The organism is Rathayibacter sp. CAU 1779 (assembly GCF_054551755.1).
The window spans coordinates 136,715-157,335 of sequence record NZ_JBTOLK010000001.1; the positions used below are offsets into that span (position 1 = coordinate 136,715).

The following is a 20,621-nucleotide window of genomic DNA, read 5'->3' on the forward strand; positions in this document are numbered from 1 at the left end:
GAGGTCCGAGGCGACGGTTTGCTCGCGTAGCACTTCGTCCCTCGGAGCGGCGCGCCGCGCGCAATCGGCGGCGAGTCATCCCGATGTGCCGCTGGAATGCACCGGCGTCACGTCATGCTCAGCCGTCGTTGCCGGTCCATCCCTTGTGGTGGAACCACCACCACATCAATCCCGCGGAGACCGCCATCGTGCCGATCCCCAGGAAGAAGAACGCCCACGGGCCGACGAGCACGTGACCCACTTCCCAGCTGAAGTTCATGCCGAAGAATCCGGTCAGGAAGCTCAACGGCAGGAAGATCGACGCGATGATCGCCAGTTGCTTCGACGTCTCGCCCTGCTTGTTCGCGACCGTCGAGAGATAGAGGTCGGTGCAGCTGGCGACCATCTCGTGGTACGAATCCAGCTCATCCGTGATGCGGATCAGATGGTCGTAGACATCGCGGAAATAGTCGTGACTGTCCGCCTCGAGCCCGGCCAGATCGGCGATCACCTCGATCTCGCGCGCGAACACGTCGCGCATCGGCACGACCGCCTTCCGCAGACGCAGCAGCAGCCGCTTGAGGCGGAACGTCTCTTCGAGTTCGCGGCGCCCGGCACCGGAGACGATGGCATCCTCGAGATCGTTGATCTCCTCGTCGAGGTCGGCCAGCATCGGGAAATAGCTGTCGACCACCACGTCGACGACCTTGTACAGGTAATACCGCTCGGTCTTCGTCGGCGCCGTGTGCGAGAACTGCGCCTTCAGCGTGTCGAGTTCGGCGTACTGGTTCTGGTGCAGCGTCACGATGTAGTCGCCGCTCAAGTGGCAGTGCACTTCCTCGAGCGGATGCGGGTTGCGATCCTCCGGCTGCGACTCGACCCCGCCCTCCAGCACGAGCAAGGCGGTGTCGCCGTAGGTGTCGAGCTTCGGACGCTGCCCGAACCGCACGCTGTCCTCGACGGCGAGCGGATGCAGCCCGAGCAGCGACCCGAGCTGCTCCACCTGCTCCTTGCTCGGGCCACTGAGGTCGAGCCAGAAGAACTCCTGCTTCGTGCGCAGCTCCGCAATCAGGGCGTCGTCGATGGAGTCGAGGATTCGCATGGGGGCTCCGGTGCTCGGTGGGTGGGGCATCCGTCAGCGTATCCGCGGGCGCTGATGCCGAAGCGGCGTGCTGCGGCCTCCTTCCTGAGACCTCTCTCCTCCACAAGAAAGGCCGACGCCCCTCCCGAGGCGGCGTGCTTCGGGAGGGGCGCAAGGGAACGTACCGTCTTCCGGATCAGCGGGTGAGGCCCCACCGAGTGTCGATACGTCCGCCGGTCGCCTGCGATCCTTTGCCCCAAAAGGGCGCGAAATTGTAGCAGGAGGATTGCGGCGCCTCCGCCGCCGCCGTGGAGAAGGTCTGCCCGTGCCCATTGGTGCCGGCGTCCCCGATGGCGAAGGCGAAGGCCATGGTCCCGGATTCCCCCGCACTCGCGGGTAGGGTCGCAGCGAGCTCCGGCAGCTGATCCCACGCAATCGCCACCTCATAGGTGGTCAGCTTCGCGGCAGCATCCCGGTTGATGGCGACGCGGCCCTCTGAGCCGCTGGTCGGAGCTGCATCCATGGGTCCAAGCGGTATGGGCAGAGCAGCGTTCGTCGGATAGAACGTCTGGTAGTTGGTGCCGGGCGCACACAACCGGTGCAGCTGCGGAAACGAGTCAGCGGCCGCGTGGTCGCTCGTCTTACTCGCGAGTGTCGCCGTGTAGAGGTGCGACAACGAGACCAGCGCCTTCGCGTAGTGCCTGTCGCCTGCGAGCAGGTCGTCCGGCTTGTTGCCGGTGTCGAACGCGAGTTGGATGTCGTCGGCCTGGAACGGGAAGAGATACGGATTGGCCGCGAAGGACGCGTTGAAGAAGGTGATGGCATCCTCGACCTCGGCGCGGAAGTAGAGGAAGTCGTCGTCCCACGCCCCGCGCATGCGATACCGCTTGATGTCTCCTGTCTTGGCAACGCTCGTGAGCGTCACCGGGATCACGTCGGCCCACTGGCTCGCATCCGCGCCGACGACCATGGATCGGTGGGGAAGATGGGCGACGTTCACGTTCTGCGACCCGCTGAAGCGCACGTTGGGTCCGCCGCTGACGAGCGCGGTCCAGGCGATCGCGTACTCGTTGTCCTCGCTGACGCTGTAGTCGTCGATTCCGAAGTCGAGCACCCGTTGTTCACCCGGCAGGAGCCGGGTGCACGTGCCCTTGTTCTTGGCGAGCCGCCATCCGGCTGGCGTCCCCACCTGGAGGAGCACGTTCACCGGACCCGGCGAGACGTTCTCGACGCGCACCTGCAGCGCATCCGCCTGACCGAGCGGCCGCGTCAGCGACAGTGGCGTCACGAGCACGGGGGTGTCGTAGGCGAAGGACGCCCTCGAGGTCAGGACCGTGCGCAGGTCATCCGCTGTCTTGTCCGTCTCGAAGTAGAGGACCTCCCACGGAGCGAGCGTGAGCGTGAGTTTCTGGTCCGAGCCGTCGGCGAGCGTGCGCCCGAGGTAGTCGTAAACCCGGATGCCGCGCGCGTTGTGCAGGGTCAGCGTGCCGCTGTATCCACTCTTCTGGTCGATGCCGGCACTACCGTAGATCTGATCGGCGTAGACGGCGGCGCGGCCGCGACCGTCCTTCGTGCGGAAGAGGAATCCCCACGTGGACTTCGCGTCGGGATACAACTCGCCGTCGAGCGTCGCATCCTCGAGGATGCTGGTCATCGTCGCGTAGGCGACCACCGCCGGCAACGGCGTCTTGGTGGCGATGTCGTAGATGTTGAATTCCTGGCCGGAGTACGGCTTGTCATAGCAGAGCGAGAACCAGAACACGCGGATGGGCGAACCTTCCTCGGCCGCCGCGAGCATATGCAGCAAATACGTGGGCGCGAGCGTGCGAGCGACCGAGTAGACGCCGTCGGCCGCCGGCTGGTTGGGGAACGAGTTCACCAGGTTCGTGCCGCACTCCGTCTGCCACTGACCCGCCCTCCCGTTCGAGTGCGACCAGAGCTTGTCCATCTTGACCTGGGTCTTGGCCATCGCGTACTGGGTCGCGTCCGGGTAGCCGTATGCGTGGTTCACGGAGCCGTCGATGTAGCCGATGTCGGTAGAGCCCTTGGCGTACACGGAGTCGCGGTTGTAGCTGACGGATCCACCGCCGATCAGGTTCACGTCGGGGAATGCCGGCTTCACCCTGTCCCAGATGAGCTTCGTCATGTCCCGGTAGTCCTGGGCGTCGCCCGTCGACCAGTACCGACCGTGCACCCACGGCTCGTTCCACAGCTCCCAGTTCTTCACGAGGTCCTGCAGCGGTTCGATCGCGTGGTAGACCATGTCCGCGTGCGCGGCCAGGTCCCTCGGACGGTTGCGGTACGTCGGCAGCGGTTTGCCGTTCGCATCGGGCTGCACGTTCCACGACATGTTGTAGTTAATGCCGCCCAGTGCGGAGACGCCGTACTTCTGCCATTCCGCCACCTCGGCACGCGCCTTGTCGATGTCGGTGGCGCCCCAGAACCTCTGCGGAGCCGGGCTGACGGTGTCGGGCTGGACGGCCGTGATGCCTCGCGTCCACTTGACGCCCATGAGCTGAGCGATCCGGCGGGTCACCTCCTGGTCGCCCTCGGGTCGCATGCCCAGACCGAATGCCGAATCCGGGCGCACACCGGCAACCGTCGGATGCAGGATTCCAAGGCCGAGCCGCTGGCTGAGCAGGTGTGTGCCGGCGGAATCCGCAACGTCGACCTCGACCTGGTAGTAGTCGGCGACAAGCGATCCCAGCGGGATCTTCGTGGTTCCGGCCGTGAGCGCCTGCACACTGAATCCCTGGCTTCCCTTTCGCACGCTGTCCGTGCCGCGTGAGAGGACCGACCACGTCACCGTGCCGGTGAGCGCAACGGGACTCGTGATCGTGACGTCGAGGCGAGGGTCTGCGCGCCCCGAACCGTCGACGGCGAAGAGGGCCGTGGCATCCGAGAAGCCGACCTGGATGGTCGGCGCGCCCTCCGCTGCTGCGGCGGACGCGGGGTTGCCGCCGACTGCAGCGTCCACGAGCACGGTGCCCACCGTTGCGGCGACGCCGTATCCGACGAAACTGCGGCGGCTGAGGCCGTGGCCGTCGGTGACGATGTGCGGGGATTTCGACATGGTGATACCTCCAGTTATGGGAGACGGAACGATGCGTGGCTGATCGCCGGACGAGGTGACGGGTGCCGCATCCGCCTCGCCCTGGACGGCGCGGACGGACGGCGCGCTCAAGGTCGAGATCCGATCGACCGCCCATCGCGGCCTGGCCCGACGGGTACGGCGCAGCAAGCGATGGCGCAGACGCGTCATGTGCGATCGAGCCGGAGGTTTCGTGGACCACCGGCCCGTGCCGCTTGCTCTGCGTCGGTGCACAGGTTGCGTCGTGCTCGAGATGCGTGGTGCCCGATGCGTCGGTACTCCCGGTGCGTCCGTCACGATCCCCGAGTACGGAGCCTCACCGGTGCCGGTCACACTAACGAGCGGCCCGAACGGCGACGGCGCATTCTCGGGGAACCGTGACATTTCCGCCGTCGAGGCAGGCCAGGGATGACGTTCCACCCGTCGGAGCCGCCGGCCCCCGGTTCGAATGTCTCGGTTTGCTGTGTATCCGACCGCCGTCGAACCGCTGGGACGTCCCGGCATCCGCGGTGCGTCTGGAACTCGGGGTTCGGACCGACCGCCGCTACCGACCGCCACCACCTAGCAGCTCCCAGCTTTTCGTTACCTTCCGGCCCTGATCCGGCCGCCGATCCGACGCTTCGGCTCCCAGACGGCGCGCCGAAGCGGATCCGATAACGGTTCTCCTGGAAGCATCGAGACAACGATGTTTCACGGACTAGGGTTACCGAACGTCACCCGCCTCGGTCGGCGCCGATGCCTACCGGCGGAGAACGCCACAAGCGACGAAGGATCCCGGTCCGATCCCCTCGGCACCCTTCACGACGCCGCAGACGGAGTGACCCCGAAGATCATGAGCGAAAGGCAACAACGTGGTTCCTCAAGCAATCAAGCGCCGTCGACTCGGCGCCATCGCTGCCATAGCGGCAGGCACGATTCTCGTCTTGTGCGGGTGCAGCGAGTCGGCGTCGACCGCCGCGACGACCGCTGCGAAGTCGGGTGAGCCGGCATCCACCGCACCCGTCACGCTCCGGCTCACCTGGTGGGGCAACCCGCAGCGCACCGCAGCCGTACAGGCCGCGGTCGACCAGTACGAGAAGCTGCACCCGAACGTGACGGTTCAGACCGAGCCTCAGGCGAACAGCGGCTACTTCACGAAGCTGAACACCGAGTACGCCGGCGGAAACGCACCCGACGTGTTCATGGAGGGCGGCTACATCGTCCAATACTCGTCGGCCGGCGACCTCGTGGACCTCAAGAAGGCTGGCCTCGACACATCGAAGTTCGCACCGAGCCTGCTGGCACAGGACTCGTACAAGGGAAAGCTCTACGAGATTCCCACGGGTCAGACCACCTTCGGCGTCGTGAGCAACGCTTCGCTCTACGACAAATACAACGTCGCGGCACCTAAGAACAGCTCGAGCTGGGCGGACTACGCGAAGATCGCCAAGCAGATCTCGAAGGCATCGGACGGCACCGTTTTCGGCGCCCAGGACGACAGCTGGAACATTCAGGCGTTCACACCCTTCGTCCGCCAGTACGGCCAGCACCTCTTCGCCACGAACAACAAGAGCCTGGGCTTCACGAAGGCCACCCTCAAGAAGTGGATCGACTACTGGCAGTCCATGAGGGATTCCGGAGCGGTTCCACCGCCGTCGATCAGCCAGGCCGCCGTGAGCGGCGATCCCACCAAGTCGGCTGTCCAGCAGCAGCTTGCGGCTTCCGGCGTGTGGGGTACGTCGCTGACCCTGCCGTCGACGAACTCGTGGCTCTGGAGCGGCTATCCAGGTGACACGCAGACCAAGACGCCTGGCGACTTCGCGAGGGTGTCGGTGTCGTGGGCGGCGAACTCGAAGGGCAAGCACGTCGCGGACTCCGTCAAGTTCATGGACTACCTGGTGAACAACACGTCGGCGGGCAAGACCCTGGGCATCCAACTCGGCGTGCAGGCAAACTCCGAGGTACAGAAGGCGCTCATCCCGACGCTGTCGCCCGCGGAGAGTGCGGTCGTCTCCTACGTGAACTACGTGCAGAGCGACAAGACCTACGCGAAGGTTCCGCCGGAGCCGGTCGGCCCCACGCAGGGCCAGCAGGTGGCAGGGTTGTTCGCGCAGCTCGCCGAGAAGATGTGGTACAAGTCCGAGCCCGTCGACTCGGCCGTCGACGAGTTCTTCACCAAGGCCAACGACCTGGCGAAGAATGGCTGACACCCGACTGCATTCTCCGGTGCTGGCGGGGGGCTCGTCCCCCGCCGGCACCGCGCGGAGTCTCAACCGGCGTCGTGCCTCCTTCGTCTCGCGGACGACGGGCGGACGCTGGTCCCCCGTGTTCCTGTCGCCCTGGTTCCTCGGTGTCGCCGGAGTCATCGCGATCCCCCTCGGGTTCTCGTTGTACCTGTCGTTCACCGATTACAACTTCATCGGCGAGGCGCACTGGGTCGGTGTGCAAAACTACGTGCGCCTCTTCACCCAGGACACCGACTACCGCCAGTCCCTCCTCGTCACGCTGACCTACGTGGTGACGGCATCGCCCCTCAAACTGCTGGTCGCGTTGCTCCTCGCCTTGCTGCTGGCGAATCCTGTGAAGAGCGGCAACAGCTTCTACCGGGCGATGTTCTACTTGCCGTCCCTGATCGGAACGTCCGCGGCGATCGCCATCGTCTGGCAGAAGCTCTTCGACGTGCACGGTCCGTTCAACGGATTCCTCGCGCTGCTGGGCATCCCGCCGCAGGCCTGGGCGTCCAACCCCAACACGGTGGTCTGGGTGATCGTCGTGCTCTCGATCTGGCAGTTCGGCGGGCCGATGGTGATCTTCATCGCCGGCCTGCGTCAGATCCCGGTCGAGACGATCGAGGCGGCCGAGATGGACGGCGCGGGGCCGTGGCGACGGTTCTGGGCCATCACCCTCCCGCTGCTGACCCCTGTGCTGTTCTTTAACCTGGTCGTCGAGATCATCGGCGCCTCCCAGACCTTCACGTCCGCCCAGCTGATCGGCGACGGCAATGGCGGTCCGCTGAACCGGACCCTCTTCTACTCGCTGTACCTGTATCAACAGGCGTTCCAAAACCAACAGGTGGGCTACGCCTGCGCCATGGCGTGGGTGATGTTCGTGATCCTCGGTGTGATCACGGCACTGCTCTTCTGGAGTTCACGTAAGTGGGTGTTCTATGGCGAATAGCCTCTCGGTGCGACCGCGGATGCGGCGCACTGCCCGACGACCGGTGCGTCGCGGCCGTGGCGGTGCCATCCGCCACATCGTGCTCGTCGTCCTGCTCCTCATCGCCGTGTACCCCCTGGTCTGGATGCTGGCGGGATCGTTCAAGCCGACGGATGAGATCATCTCCTCCAGCGCTCTGCTCCCCGTGAACTGGACGCTGACCAACTTCTCCCAGGGCTGGGCGGGCTCGGCTGGCATCACGTTCGGCACCTACTTCCTCAACTCCCTGCTGATCGCGGCGCTCGCCGTCGTAGGCAACATCCTCTCCTCGACGGTGACGGCGTACGCCCTCTCCAGGCTCGAGTTCCGGGGCAGGGCGGTGGTCGCCGCGATCGCGATCGGCATGCTGTTGATCCCGTCCGAGGTGCTCTTCATTCCGCAGTACGTGATCTTCCACGGCCTCGGCTGGGTCGACACTGTGCTGCCGCTGGTGGTGCCGAAGTTCCTCGCCGTCGACGCGTTCTTCGTGTTCCTGAACCTGCAGTTCATGCGCGGACTTCCGCGTGAGCTCGATCAGGCGGCGATGCTCGACGGTTGCGGTCCCTTCCGGCGGTTCTGGTACATCGTCCTGCCTCTCATGAAGCCGGCGATCGCGACGACGGCGATCTTCACGTTCGTGTGGTCGTGGAACGACTACTTCTCGCAACTGATCTACCTGAACACGCCGTCCAAGTACACGCTGCCCGTCGGCTTGGCGATGTTCGTGGATGCCACGTCGAACTCCCAGCTCGGCCCGCTCTTCGCCATGGCGACGGTCTGCCTGATCCCCCTCTTCATCTTGTTCGTGTTCTTCCAGCGCTTCCTGATCCAGGGAATTGCGACATCAGGATTCAAAGGCTGAGTAAGTGAACCCCACTCATTCCCACACGATCGTCATGGTCGGGCTGCATTTCGGTCGCACGGTCGTGCAATACCAGCTGCGAGCGAGCAGCATCTCCGCCTACTTCACGCTGAAGGGAGTCTGCGATCTCGACCAAGACCTTGCCGCAGACGCGGCGGCGGAGTTCGGCGTACGACACTACAAGGATCTCGACGAGGTCCTCGCGGACCCCGAGGTCGAGGTGGTCGGACTCTTCACGGGACCCGTCGGACGCGCCGAACTCGTTCGCCAGGTCGTTCGCGCCGGCAAGCATGTGATGACGACGAAGCCCTTCGAGATCGACGCGCATGCCGCGGAAAGCGTGCTCCTCGAGGCCGAGGAATACGGCCGGTACGTCTTCCTCAACTCGCCGGAACCCAGGACACCTGCGGACCAGGCGATGATCGAGGCGTGGCAGCGCGTCCACAACCTCGGGGCCGTGATCGCCGCGAGAGCGGAGGTGTGGGCCTCGTACCACGAGGTTCCCGACGGCAGCTGGTACGACGATCCCGAACTCTGCCCGGTCGCCCCGATCCTCCGTCTCGGCATCTACTCGATCAACGACATGATCAACGTGCTCGGCACGCCGGAGACCGTCAACGTCATCGAGAACCGGTTCAGGACCGAGCGCCCGACGACCGACATCGCCCAGGCCACGATCCGGTTCGAGAACGGCAGCATCGGTGCCGTGTTCGCTTCGTTCTGCATCGACGACGGGCATCCGTACGGCAACGACCTCGTGCTCAACTTCGAGCGCGGCACGATCCGGCGGCGCGTGGTGGAGGAGCGTCCGGACGGCACGCGTGTGATCCGTGTTTCCATCGACGCGGTCGAGGACCGCGGATCGCCGATCAGCGGATCGGTCGACTTCCACGAACGCACGGGAACATACGACTGGGAGTGGCTGTGTCGCTGCATCGATGGTGACAGCCACGCCGATGTCGCCCTCCTCCGTCGACGCGTGGTCGCCGGGGTGCGCGTGATCGCGGCTCTCGGCCGATCGGCCAAGGTCGCGTCGAGCGTTCCGGTCGAGGCCGGGGTGACCACGCCGTGGTGACAGCCGCTCCGGGGCGCATCGACCTCGGGTTCTGCCTGGTCAGGGCCGTCGAGCCCTCCTTCGCCGCACGCAAAGTGCGAGAAGCCGGACTTGACGGGGTGGAGCTGTGGCCTGCTGCGTTGGGCGAGGGCGGCGTCCCCGCATGGAGGGACGCGCTCGAGGCGGAAGGCTTGCGGTGCCTTCAGGTGTGTCCCTACTTCGATTTCATGGGTGGTCCGCAGAGCATCACGCGCAGCGCCTGGGAGTTGGAAGAACACGTCGTCGCCGCGCGTGCGCTCGGATGTCGTCGACTGCGCGCCTTCACCGGACCGGCGTGGGGATCGGACACCGTCGACTCCGCCTCGGCGACCGCCGGGCAGTGGCGGGACACGATCGCCGGGCTCCGTCTGCTCTGCGACCTGGCTGGCGATGAGATCGAGCTGTGCCTCGAATGCCACGAGAACAGCCTCATCGAGGACAGTGACTCCGTGCTCCGGATCCTCGATGGCGTGAGCCGACCCTCTCTGACGGTGAATCTGCAGCTGCCGCTGCGCGACGAGGACTGGCGTGTCAGTCTCGACCGACTGTCGCCGTTCACCTCGCAAGCGCACGTGCACAACTACACGGGCGAGTTCGGTCGAAGCGATCTCACCTGGCTCGACGCCGGCACGTTCGACTGGGAGCCGGTCGTCGAAACGGTGGTGGTCGGCAACGGGAGGGACATGTGCCTGTCGATCGAGCATGCCGACCACGGCCGTGGCGACGATGTCTGGGAGACGGCCCACCGGGACGGCGCCTTCCTTCGCGAGCTGCGCGACAGGGTCCTCGGTGGTGACGCCGAGCACCGCCGCCCGCCCGCGCCCGAACCCGACGAGGGGGCGCTCGATTTCCGCGCGAGTCGTTGAGCCTCGCGCTCGCATTGCCGCAGCAAAGTCTCCCGAGGCTGCAGGCTCACCGTCCGGGAGATCCTGCGCCGGCCGGCCGACGAACCCCTCGCACCGGATGCTGGTACTTCCCGGGGGCGGGTACGACTACCTGGCTCCTCACGAGTCGCAGGTGGTCGCCGACTGGCTCGGCGACAGCGGCCACCCGGCCGAAGTACTCCCCTACCCGGTGAGGACCCGTCAGCCGGCGCCCCTCGACGCCGTCCGGCGCAGGATCGCCGAACTCCGAGCGGACGGGGTCAGGCGGGTCGGCATCATCGGCTTTTCGGCCGGCGGTCATCTCGCCGGTCAGGCTGCCTTGAGTGCGCGGCCGGGAGAGCCCTGCCGTGTCGACGCCGCGGTGCTTTGCTATCCCGTCGTCTCGATGCTGCTCGACACCCATGCTGGATCACGCGGCAATCTGCTGGGCGCGGATGCCACACCCGCGGCCCGGGCGGAAACGTCCCTCGAATGCCTGGTCACCCCGTACGCCCCGCCCACCTTCATCTGGCACACGGCCGACGACGACGTCGTTCCCGTGCAGCACAGCTACCTGCTGGCGCGAGCGCTCGCGGGCCACGACGTGCCCCACGAGCTGCACGTGTTCCCCTCCGGCAGACATGGACTCGGCCTCGCTGTCGACCGACCGCCCGTGTCGTCATGGACCTCGCTCTGCCTGGACTGGCTCACAGGCATCATGCGGCCGGCGTCGGACGACAGCTCCTAGCGGTGTCTCGCGACAACGCGTTCAGGCGGTGGTCGGAGAACCATGTGCACAGGCTCAGCGGACGCCGGCCAGGCCGTCGGTGTCGAACCGATGCGTCCTACTTCTCCGCGCCGGCGGCGAGACCCTTGCTCCAGAACGACTGGAGGGAGAGGAACATCGCGATCACCGGGACGACCGACAGCAGCGCTCCCGTGATCACGGTGGAGTATCCGACCGGGAATCCTTGCATCGCCCGCCAGCTCACCAGGCCGACCGTGACCGGCTGCAGCGAGGTGTCCGCGAGCATCAGTGACGGGAGCAGGTAGTTGGTCCAGATCGCGACGAACTGGAACAGGAAGATCGTCACCATCGCCGGCGCCATGATGCGCACAGCCATCCGGAAGATGGCGAACTCCGATGCCCCGTCGATGCGTCCGGCCTCCAGGAGCGTGTCGGGCACCGAGCTCGCGGCGTAGATACGGCTCAGGTAGACGCCGAACGGACTCACGATGCTCGGGATGAACACCGCCCAGAACGTGTTGATGGTTCCGATGGAGCTGAACACCAGGTAGAGCGGAACGGCGAGGATCGGAGCGGGCAGCAGCACGGCCGCCAGGACCGTCGAGAACACGGCCTCCCGACCAGGGAAGTCGAACTTGGCGAGCGCGTATCCGCACATCACCGAGAGCAGGGTGGACACGACTCCGCCGACGCCCGCGTAGAGCAGGGAGTTGACCAGCCAGTGCGCGTAGACGCCGTTCTGCGTGGTGAACAGCGTCTCGATGTTGCCGACGAGGTCGAAGTCCCCGAACCAGAAGCCGCTTCCGCTGAAGAGCGATCCCGACGGCTTCGTCGCGCTCACCAGCAGCCACCACACCGGCAGCAGGCAGTAGACCGCGAATACGATCATGATGACGGAGACGAACGCCCTGGATGCCGGGCTCACCCGATCGAGCGGGCTCCTGGCCGCGGCGATGCGGCTTCGCACCGGCTTCTCCACAGCGGTCGCTGTCGCGGCGGTCATGCGTCCACCCGCTTCGCCGAGGCACGGAACACGAGAACAGACAGCACGCAGACGATCGCCCCGACGATGACGGAGAGCGTCGCCGCATAGTTGAAGTCGTTGGCCGACAGCCATTTCATCGCGGCCATGATGGGCGTGTAGTCGGAGGGCAGGTTCGGGGCGATGGTCTTCATGGTGACGGGTTCGTTGTAGAGCTGCGACGTGCCGATGATGGAGAACACCAACGACAGCAGGAGTGCCGGCCGGATGAGCGGGATCTTGATGCGCACAGCGGCACGCCACCCCGAGCATCCGTCGATGGCGGCCGCTTCCATCACCTCTCCAGGGATGGCCTGAAGCGCGGCGTAGAGAAGGATCATGTTGTAGCCCGTCCACGCCCACGTGAGGATGTTCGCGATCGAGAACGGCAGAGCGGCGTCGCTGACGAAGGAGATGTCGATGCCGACCGCATTGAAGGCCTGCACGATTGGGCTCAGCGTCGGGGCGTAGAGGAACGACCAGACGAGCGCCGCGATCACACCCGGGAGGCCGTAGGGCACGAAGTACGCGAGGCGGAAGAATCGCTTGCCCCACGAGACACGAGAGTCGATCAGCAACGCGAGGCCGAGGGCGATGGCGAGCATGACCGGCACCTGGATGACGCCGATGAAGACGACCCTGCCGAGAGATGCGAGAAAGCCGGCATCCTGGAAGGCGCGAACGTAGTTGGCCACTCCGACGAACTGCACCTCTACGGCACCGAGACCGAGTCCGCTGCGCTTCGTCGCGAAGAGGCTCTGCACTACCGCATAGACCGTCGGGATCAGGTAGACGAGCACGAACAGCACAAGGAACGGCCCGACGAACGGGAGCGCGCGACCCCAGGACCGGAGTCCGGCACGCGGTCTTCGAGTGATCGAGGGAGAGGTCACGGTGGTTCCGATCATGAGGGTTGGCAGGGCGGGCCGGCGAGCGGCCCGCCCCGCGATGGGGTCAGGGTGCCGCGATCACTTCGCGACGGTGAAACCCTGCGTCTTCAGCGCATCCGTCGTCGCGGTCTGCGTCGAGGTGAGCGCCTGCTCGAACGTGCCCCCGGTCGAGACCTTGCCGAGGCTGTCGCCGAGGCTCGAGGCGGTGACATTCATGACCGGTCCCCACTGCCATCCGGTCGGGACCTTCGAGGCCTCGTCGCGGAACAGCTGATAGATCGCTTGTCCGCCGTAATAGTCGACGGGCTTGTCGAGCGCGGAGTTCTTCAGACCGGACTTGGACGCCGGAAGGATGGCCGCCGCGTCGATGAGGTTCGAGACCGACTTGTCGTTGGTGGACATCCAGAGCGCGAACTCAGTCGCCTCCTTCGGATTCTTGCAGTCCTTCATCACCGCCGTCGCCGAGCCACCCGAGTTGCCGACGGCGTCGGTGCTCCCCCAGCGCGGCATGGGCGCAACGGCCCAGTCACCGGATGAGGCGGCCGCGTTGTCGCGGATGAGGGATGCCGACCACACGGGCCCGACCTCCGACCACACCTGTCCGTTGCTCCACGCGCTGTAGAGCGCGGCGTCGAACGCCGGATAGTTGCTGACGAGACCCTGCGTCTGCAGGTTCTGCCAGTAGTCGGCGACCTCCTGGTTCGCCTTGCTGTCGACGGAGACCGTCCAGGCGTCGCCCTTGGTCCCGAACCACGGAGCCTTGTTCTGCCAGGCGAAGCCCGCGTACAGGTACGGGTCGGTCGGCAGGTTCATGATGCGGGCGCTCGGGTCCACTGCCTTCACCTTGGCCGCGTCCGCCGCGAACTCCTCCCACGTCGTCGGCACGGAGATTCCGGCCTTCTCGAAGAGGTCCTTGCGGTAGAACATGCCCATCGGGGCCGTGTCGACCGGCACACCGTAGACGTCGCCGTTGATACCGACGTTGCCCCACACCCAGTCGGCGAACTCGCCGCGCTGGTCCTTCACGTAATCATCGACCTTCAGCAGGGCATCGGCAGCGAGGAAACTGGGCAACGTCTCGTAGCCGACCTGCGCAAGGCACGGCGCGGTACCCGCCTTCGCTGCGGTGAGCATCTTGTCGTATCCACCCGCGCCGCCGTTGGCGATGTTCTCGTACTTCACCTGGATGTCGGGGTGGGTCTTGTTCCAGAGGTCGACGGACTTGTCGTATCCGGCTGCCCAGCCCCAGAACGTGATCTGGGTCTTCTCTCCCGAGCCGTTGGAGGACGGTCCGGCGCTGCAGCCCGTGAGGGCGAACGCGGCGGCAGCGACTGCGGCGAGCCCGGCCAGCAGAGTTCTCTTCTTCATGGATGACCTTTCGGGTTCCTCGTTGAACGTGATCGGCGCATGTGCATCGTTGCGGCCGCGAGTGCAGTCTAAACAACGTTGTCTCAAAACGCTAGTCTGTGATGACGCACGCGCTGCCGCACGTGATGCGACGACGAAGGGACCCCCGTGAGCGACCGCTGGATCCGCTGGCCGAAGGCGATGACGGAGGGTCGCCGGGCCGGAAACGGCCTGGCGTACGGCGGCGACTACAACCCGGAGCAGTGGGACGAGGCCATCTGGCACGAGGACGTCCGACTCATGCGCGAAGCTGGCGTCACCCTGGTCACGGTCGGGGTCTTCGCCTGGTCGGCATTGCAGCCGGAGCCCGACCGCTGGACGTTCGATTGGCTCGACCGCGTGCTCGACCTGTTGGGCGAGAACGAGATCGCCGTCGACCTCGCGACGGCAACCGCCTCGACGCCGAGTTGGGTGACCACGTCGCATCCGGATGTGCTCGCCGTCGACCGATACGGCCACACGATGTCGCAGGGCGGCAGGCAGGCATGGTCGCCGTCATCCCGCGTCTACCGTGCCCTTTCGCTGGAACTGGTGGAGCGGATGGCGGAGCGGTACGGCCGGCACGAAGCCCTTGCGCTGTGGCACGTCTCGAACGAGTTGGGAGGGCACAACGCGCACGACTACGGGAACGAGGCGGCCATCGCGTTCCGGCTCTGGCTGCGAGATCGATACGACGACTCGCTGGCGGCGCTGAACGATGCGTGGCAGACGCTCGTCTGGAGTCAGCGGTACTCCTCGTGGGAGGAGATCCTGCCGCCGCGGGCTACGTTCACGGATCCGAATCCGACCCAGCAGCTGGACTTCGAACGGTTCAGCTCCGACCAGCTCAGAGCGCAGTTGCGGGCAGAGGCGGACATCCTGCGGCGGATCACGCCCGATGTGCCGATCACGACGAACATGATCCTGTTCGACGCCGGCAAGCGCATGGCGTACAGCACGTGGACCGACGACGTCGACATCGTCTCTGTCGACCACTATCTGCAGCCGAAGCGCGATGCCTATCCGGAGGCGGAGTTCGCCGCCGATCGCGCGCGCGGACTGTCGGCCGGCGCCCCATGGATGCTGATGGAGACGGCGCCGGGACATACCAGCTGGCGGAAGGTGAATCCCGCGAAGCGCCCCGGTCAGCTCCGACGCGACGTCCTCGGCCACCTCGCTCGCGGTTCCGACACGGTGTGCTTCTTCCAGTGGCGCGCGGCGAGGGCGGGTGCCGAGCGTTTCCATTCCGCGATGCTGCCGCACGGCGGGGCGGATTCCGATCAGTTCCGTGCCACCGTCTCCCTCGGTCGGGACGTGGCGGCCTGCGCCGAAATGGCGGGCAGCCGGGTGCTCTCCGACGCCGCCCTGGTGTTCTCCGAGGAATCGTGGTGGGCGCTGGAGCGAACGGATCACCCGCACAACGGTCTCGCCTTGATGGACATCGTGCTGCCGTGGCACGGCGTCCTCACCGACCTCGGCCTGACCGTCGACGTCGTGCCGCCGACGGCAGACCTCTCGGCCTACCGCCGCGTGGTCGCTCCGCAGCTCTACCTAGTGGACGACCGGACCGCGGCGTCACTCACGGCCGTCGCGAACCGCGGAGCGACAGTCGTGATCGGAGCGTTCTCCGGCATCGTCGACGAGTTCGACCAGGTGCGTCTCGGCGGCTACCCGGGCGCCTTCCGCGAGCTGCTGGGCATCCGTGTCGACGACTTCTGGCCGATGCTGGACGAGGAGGCGGGCCGCGCCGACGGCGTCTCCGGCGGCGCAGCCTTCCACCGATGGGCCGAACGGCTGTCCCTGCACGGAGCGGATGTCGAATCCGCCGCCACATCGGGAGACCTCATCGGAATGCCCGTTGTTACCCGCCGCCGCACGGAGACCGGCGGCAGCGCGTGGTACGTCGCGGCAGAGTTCGAGCGCGACGGACTCGCCGCACTGTTCACCACGATCGTCGAGGAGACGGCGATCCGCGTGCCCAGGACGAGCTCGCCCGCCCTCCGTGTGGTGACGCGGCGAGGGGAGGCCGACTACCACGTGATGATCAACCACGGCGTGGCCGACGCGACGGTCGTCGGCGACGGGGTCGACCTGCTCGACGGCAGCACGCACGATGGCATCATCGTCGTGCCAGGCGGCGATGTCCGTGTCGTGCGCGGAACCGTCCCGAGGGCGCCGCTGCGTTGACGCCCGACGACGTCAGCGCAGGGGAACGGCCCGCTGCTCGGCGTGCGAGATCAGTGCGGCGCGATAGATGTCGTGCGTCAGCACGGCCTCTTCCGGCCGGACAGTGCCGAAACGGTCTCCGAGGGCACCGGCCAGCTCTGCGAGGAACGACGCCCACATCTGCAGGATCGAATCCGAGAAGCCGGACTCGAAGATGGCTCCCGTCACCGTCGGCCAGACCGACTGACTCCCGACGTCGATGCTCTGCCAGACCTGCTCGCGTCCACCGCCGGGGACGTCGGCCACAGTGAACACCTCGACAGTCTTGGGGCGCTTCGTGCTGAACCGCACTCCGCCGTCGAGACCGATCGCCTCGAACTCCCAGGTGTTCTTCTCGCCAGGGGCGATGCGCTTCGTCTCCGTCGTCAGCGGGAACGCTCCGGTCGGTCCCTGCACCCACGAGTGCAGCACGGCGTTGTCCCACGTGTCGGCCGGCACGACTGAGCCATCCGCTCCCGGCCGTTCGGTGACGACGTTCTGCAAGACGCCGTACACCGTCTCCGGCACCCAACCGAGTCGCAGCGGCACATGCCAGGTGTGCATGCCGAGGTCGTTCAGTACGCCGGCCTCACCGCAGAACGCTGCCTGGCGCTTCCAGTTCACCGGCTTCGTCACGTCGACGTCGCTCGAATGCAGGAAGCTGCTCCTGGCCTCGACGACGGTGCCGAGAGCACCGGAGCGCACGTAGTCGATCGCGAGCTGGGCACCGGGGAAGAACGGGAGTTCGCTGGAACACCGCACGAAGCTCTCCGGATGCTCCCCGATGGCCTGCAGGATGCTGCGGGCCGCAGGGCCGTCGATGCCGAACGGCTTCTCCGCCAGCAGGCTCTTGTCGCTGCGGATCACGTCGCCGTAGATCCGCTCGTGCAGATCGTGACGGACGGCCACGTAGACGACGTCGATCGACTCGTCCGCGAGCAGGTCTGCGTAGTCCGTGGTGCGCATGGTCACCGTGTCGATCTGGTCGAACCAGTCCAGCGCGGCCGGGTTGATGTCGCAGACGGCCGTGAGCCGTGGGCGCACGGGATGGTCGATCAGCGCCGGCCAGCGCTGGATCGCCGTGGCGATCTCGCGGCCCATGAGGCCGCCTCCGACGATCGCGACGTTCACCTGTTGTGCGCTCATGCTGCGGCCTCCTCGAGGATCCCGAGTGCGTCATCCACGTCGGATTCGTTGTGCAGCACGGCCATCAACGCTGCGGTGATGCCCGCCGGATTCGGATGCTGGACGATGTTGCGCCCGTAGACGATCCCGCTCGCGCCTGCCTCGAGCACGGCGACGGTGCGCTCGAGCAGGGTACGGTCGTCCACCCGTCCACCACCGCGCACGAGAACCGGGACGTCACCGGCCACCTCGATCACGCGGCCGTACTCCGAGAGGTCGTCGCTCGGATCCGCTTTGATCAGGTCGGCCCCGAGCTCGACCGCCTGACGGACCAGGGTGACGATCTTGCCGATGTCGCCGTCGACCAGGTATCCGCCCCCGGCAGCGTCGTTGTCCTGCATGACGAGGGGCTCGATCATCAGCGGCATTCCGTAACGCGTCGCCTCACGACGCAGCTCCATGATCGAGCGGATATTCGCCTCCCGCACTTCCGGATGGCCAGGCAGCTGCATGAGGTTGGCGCAGACGGCGACGGCGTCGAGTCGCACCGCCTGTTCGATCGCGTCAGGAACGTGGTGGCTGAACAGCACGGGATCGAGCGGCGCGTTGTACACGTTCGCCACGTCGGTGCGCAGCACGAGCGCTGGCTTGTCCTTGCCCGGGATCGACTGCAGGTGACGCGCCTGGCCCACGGTGAGCTGGATCGCGTCTGGTCCTGCCTCGACGAGAGTGCGGATCACTGACCGCATGTCCTCGATGCCGGAGACGAAGGATTCCTCACCGAAGAACCCGTGGTCTACCGCCACATCGAGGGCTCGCCCGGATCGCGGATCGAAAAGACGATTGAGTCGGAATGGCGTCATCGTTGAGCTTTCTGTCGGCTGGCACCGGTTCGTGGAACAGGGTGTGGTGTGCAACACTAACCCTGATGAAACAACGTTGTCTAATCATGGGCGGGGACCATCGGGCCCTGCCAGGAAGGGACCGAGCCACGTGCACAGGATCGCTCTAGCCGGCCACCTCTGCGTCGACCTGACGCCCACGTTCGCGCAGCCTCTCCTGTTCGACCCCGGCGCCCTCCACGAAGTCGGTCCGCTGCGAACCGGCCTCGGCGGGTGCGTGGCGAACACGGGACGCGCTCTCGGCGCGCTCGGCATGATGTCCGACATCCATGCGACGGTCGGCGACGACGAACTGGGCGCTCTGGCTCGTGCCCTCATCTCCGCGACGCCAGGGCTCGAAGGCCGACCCTCCATTGCCGACGGAGTCGGGACGTCGTACAGCATCGTGCTCGAGGGCGACGGCAGGGACCGCACGTTCTGGCACCACGTGGGAGCCAACGCGGTCTTCGACGGCACAGCACTCGACTTCGGCGATGCAGACATCCTGCACATCGGATATCCGTCCCTGCTCCCTGCCCTTCTCGACGACCAGGCCGACGCACTCGTGCGGCTCCTCTCTGCAGCCCGTGACCACGGCATCACCACGTCACTCGACCTGGCCGTCGTGGATCCGAGGACACCCGCGGCGAACATCGAGTGGCAGGCGGTGCTCCGTCGCATCGCCCCGCTCGTCGACGTGCTCACGCCGAGCATCGACGATCTGACCTCCGCCCTGCAGCTGCCGGCGGCGATCGATTCGACCGGGGTCGAGCGGCTGGCGGATGTCCTCGTCGACCAGGGCGCGGGGGTGGTGGCGATCTCCCGTGGGTCCAGCGGCATGATCGTGCGCACCGCCGGAGAGGACCGTCTACATCGCGGAGGCAGAGCGTTCGAGGGCAAGGCCGCGACGTGGGCCGACAAACGTTTCACCGTGCCGGCGCGGCTGCACGGCATTCCCGTGACGACGAACGGCGCCGGGGACGCGTCCAGCGCCGGCTTCCTTTTCGCGCTCGCGAGCGACCACGCGTCCGCTGAACAGGCGGCAGCGCTGGCCGGGGCATGCGCGGCGGCCATCCTGACCGGAGACGAGCCGACGCCGGAGCGGGTGCTCGAGCTGGATCCATCCCTCGAACCGCTGATGCGACGGCGGGCGTCTCCTGCCCCGACCGAACCGATCGTCCTGGCGGCGAACCAGCCGGCCGACCGCTTCTACGAAGGCGGCGAGCGCATCGCGCGCTTCCGCGGCAGGGTCTCGGCGCACGACCACACCCCGGAGGACTGGATTGGATCGGTGACCACCGTGCGAGGCCAGGAGCCGGCCGGCCTCACCACTCTTCCCGACGGACGGCTGCTTGCAGATGCCGTTCACGACGACCCGATCGGCTGGCTTGGTCGGGAGCACGTCCAGCGTTGGGGCGACGATCCACGGCTTCTGGTGAAGCTTCTGGATGCCGGCGAGCGGCTCCCCGTGCACGCCCACCCCGACGCGCCGTTCGCGGCGACCCACCTCGGCACCGCCCACGGCAAGGCGGAAGCGTGGTGCATCCTCGAGCCGGGATCCGTCCGGCTGGGCCTTCGCGAAGACCTCGAGCCGGCCGAGCTCGAACGGATCATCGCCGAGCAGGACTCCGAGACGCTGCTCGGGCTGTTGCACGAGCTGTGGGTCGAGCGAGGCGATCGCGTCTTCGTGCCCCCTGGCACGCTGCACTCGATCGGGGCAGGCATCCTTCTCGCTGAGGTGCAGGAGCCGGAGGACCTCTCGATACTGATCGAATGGCGCGACTTCCCGCTGGACGGCACGCGAGACGGGCATCTCGGTCTCGGATTCGCGACCGCGATGGGCGCCATAGACCTTCGTGGTATCGACGCAGAGGCACTGGCATCCCTCATCCGCAAGGACCATGATCACGACACGATCGGGCTGCCGGAGGCCGCGGCGCCGTTCTTCAGGGCAGACACGATGACCATCGCCGATGCCGCACAGCTGCCGGGCGGCTTCGCCGTCGTCATCGTGACCGACGGCGAGGTCCAGTGTCGTGGCGACCGGTGGCCGCGAGGGACGACGGTCCTCGTTCCGGCCGCCGCCGGCCCTCTTGTGATGCTGGGAACCGGCGAAGTGATCGTGTTCCGCCCCCCGCTTCCGTGACACGTCCGCGCTCGTCGCCCGGCCGTTACCATGAGGCAACCGAGACACCCGGGAGCACCATGGCCAACAGTCCCAC

Annotated in this window: 15 protein-coding genes; 8 read left to right on the forward strand and 7 right to left on the reverse strand. The window is 66.6% G+C overall.

From position 1 onward, the window contains the following. Positions 1-118: 118 nt before the first annotated feature. Positions 119-1,081 carry a magnesium transporter CorA family protein gene (locus ACX9R5_RS00615; RefSeq protein ID WP_459407071.1) on the reverse strand — a complete coding sequence of 321 codons (963 nt, stop codon included), beginning with the start codon at positions 1,079-1,081 and terminating at the stop codon, positions 119-121. A gap of 175 nt (positions 1,082-1,256) precedes the next feature. Next, positions 1,257-4,133 carry a DOMON domain-containing protein gene (locus ACX9R5_RS00620; protein WP_459407072.1) on the reverse strand — a complete coding sequence of 959 codons (2,877 nt, stop codon included), beginning with the start codon at positions 4,131-4,133 and terminating at the stop codon, positions 1,257-1,259. Positions 4,134-5,002: 869 nt separating this feature from the next. On the opposite strand from ACX9R5_RS00620, the gene ACX9R5_RS00625 reads away from it, so the two are divergent. The 6 genes from ACX9R5_RS00625 (at position 5,003) to ACX9R5_RS00650 (ending at position 10,891) form a co-directional block, all read left to right on the forward strand. Continuing rightward, positions 5,003-6,337: an ABC transporter substrate-binding protein gene (locus ACX9R5_RS00625; protein ID WP_459407073.1), complete on the forward strand. Its 1,335-nt coding sequence runs from the start codon at positions 5,003-5,005 to the stop codon at positions 6,335-6,337. Positions 6,338-6,455: 118 nt separating this feature from the next. Further along, complete coding sequence (locus ACX9R5_RS00630) at positions 6,456-7,307, forward strand: carbohydrate ABC transporter permease (protein ID WP_459407074.1); 852 nt, start codon at positions 6,456-6,458, stop codon at positions 7,305-7,307. Further along, positions 7,297-8,187 carry a carbohydrate ABC transporter permease gene (locus ACX9R5_RS00635; RefSeq protein WP_459407075.1) on the forward strand — a complete coding sequence of 297 codons (891 nt, stop codon included), beginning with the start codon at positions 7,297-7,299 and terminating at the stop codon, positions 8,185-8,187. Before ACX9R5_RS00630 ends, ACX9R5_RS00635 begins: the two co-directional genes overlap by 11 nt. Positions 8,188-8,191: 4 nt before the next feature. After that, positions 8,192-9,262, forward strand: coding sequence for a Gfo/Idh/MocA family protein (locus ACX9R5_RS00640; RefSeq protein WP_459407076.1), 1,071 nt, complete (start codon positions 8,192-8,194; stop codon positions 9,260-9,262). Next, positions 9,259-10,146, forward strand: a complete 888-nt coding sequence (locus ACX9R5_RS00645; protein WP_459407077.1) for a sugar phosphate isomerase/epimerase family protein — start codon at positions 9,259-9,261, stop codon at positions 10,144-10,146. Before ACX9R5_RS00640 ends, ACX9R5_RS00645 begins: the two co-directional genes overlap by 4 nt. A gap of 97 nt (positions 10,147-10,243) precedes the next feature. Next, positions 10,244-10,891, forward strand: a complete 648-nt coding sequence (locus ACX9R5_RS00650) for an alpha/beta hydrolase (RefSeq protein ID WP_459407078.1) — start codon at positions 10,244-10,246, stop codon at positions 10,889-10,891. A 97-nt stretch (positions 10,892-10,988) separates the two neighbouring features. On the opposite strand, the gene ACX9R5_RS00655 is transcribed toward ACX9R5_RS00650, so the two are convergent. From ACX9R5_RS00655 to ACX9R5_RS00665, 3 genes are all read right to left on the reverse strand, one after another. Further along, on the reverse strand, positions 10,989-11,894 hold the full coding sequence (locus ACX9R5_RS00655) for a carbohydrate ABC transporter permease (RefSeq protein WP_459407079.1): 906 nt from the start codon (positions 11,892-11,894) through the stop codon (positions 10,989-10,991). Further along, complete coding sequence (locus ACX9R5_RS00660) at positions 11,891-12,805, reverse strand: carbohydrate ABC transporter permease (RefSeq protein ID WP_459407080.1); 915 nt, start codon at positions 12,803-12,805, stop codon at positions 11,891-11,893. The genes ACX9R5_RS00655 and ACX9R5_RS00660 overlap by 4 nt, the downstream gene beginning before the upstream one ends. Before the next feature lie 75 nt (positions 12,806-12,880). Next, a complete protein-coding gene (locus tag ACX9R5_RS00665; RefSeq protein WP_459407081.1) occupies positions 12,881-14,170 on the reverse strand; it encodes an ABC transporter substrate-binding protein in 1,290 nt (429 codons plus the stop codon). Between the two features lie 147 nt (positions 14,171-14,317). Here ACX9R5_RS00665 and ACX9R5_RS00670 point away from each other — a divergent pair, with 147 nt between their 5' ends. Continuing rightward, positions 14,318-16,375: a beta-galactosidase gene (locus ACX9R5_RS00670; RefSeq protein WP_459407082.1), complete on the forward strand. Its 2,058-nt coding sequence runs from the start codon at positions 14,318-14,320 to the stop codon at positions 16,373-16,375. 12 nt (positions 16,376-16,387) lie between these two features. Here ACX9R5_RS00670 and ACX9R5_RS00675 read toward each other — a convergent pair whose 3' ends face one another. Both ACX9R5_RS00675 and ACX9R5_RS00680 read right to left on the reverse strand, forming a co-directional pair. Next, on the reverse strand, positions 16,388-17,539 hold the full coding sequence (locus ACX9R5_RS00675) for a Gfo/Idh/MocA family protein (protein ID WP_459407083.1): 1,152 nt from the start codon (positions 17,537-17,539) through the stop codon (positions 16,388-16,390). Next, positions 17,536-18,381 (reverse strand): class I fructose-bisphosphate aldolase, encoded by an 846-nt coding sequence (locus ACX9R5_RS00680; protein WP_459407084.1) that lies wholly within the window; start codon positions 18,379-18,381, stop codon positions 17,536-17,538. The genes ACX9R5_RS00675 and ACX9R5_RS00680 overlap by 4 nt, the downstream gene beginning before the upstream one ends. 130 nt (positions 18,382-18,511) lie before the next feature. Here ACX9R5_RS00680 and ACX9R5_RS00685 point away from each other — a divergent pair, with 130 nt between their 5' ends. Further along, positions 18,512-20,545 carry a PfkB family carbohydrate kinase gene (locus ACX9R5_RS00685; RefSeq protein ID WP_459407085.1) on the forward strand — a complete coding sequence of 678 codons (2,034 nt, stop codon included), beginning with the start codon at positions 18,512-18,514 and terminating at the stop codon, positions 20,543-20,545. The last annotated feature ends 76 nt before the right edge of the window (positions 20,546-20,621 follow it).

What these genes read in the sequence shown, in the direction of transcription:
- ACX9R5_RS00650 (WP_459407078.1), top strand. Translation starts at nt 10,244, where the DNA reads ATGCTGGTACTTCCCGGGGGCGGGTACGACTACCTGGCTCCTCACGAG.
- ACX9R5_RS00620 (WP_459407072.1), bottom strand. Translation starts at nt 4,133, where the DNA reads ATGTCGAAATCCCCGCACATCGTCACCGACGGCCACGGCCTCAGCCGC.
- ACX9R5_RS00655 (WP_459407079.1), bottom strand. Translation starts at nt 11,894, where the DNA reads ATGACCGCCGCGACAGCGACCGCTGTGGAGAAGCCGGTGCGAAGCCGC.
- ACX9R5_RS00675 (WP_459407083.1), bottom strand. Translation starts at nt 17,539, where the DNA reads ATGAGCGCACAACAGGTGAACGTCGCGATCGTCGGAGGCGGCCTCATG.
- ACX9R5_RS00635 (WP_459407075.1), top strand. Translation starts at nt 7,297, where the DNA reads ATGGCGAATAGCCTCTCGGTGCGACCGCGGATGCGGCGCACTGCCCGA.
- ACX9R5_RS00680 (WP_459407084.1), bottom strand. Translation starts at nt 18,381, where the DNA reads ATGACGCCATTCCGACTCAATCGTCTTTTCGATCCGCGATCCGGGCGA.
- ACX9R5_RS00665 (WP_459407081.1), bottom strand. Translation starts at nt 14,170, where the DNA reads ATGAAGAAGAGAACTCTGCTGGCCGGGCTCGCCGCAGTCGCTGCCGCC.
- ACX9R5_RS00615 (WP_459407071.1), bottom strand. Translation starts at nt 1,081, where the DNA reads ATGCGAATCCTCGACTCCATCGACGACGCCCTGATTGCGGAGCTGCGC.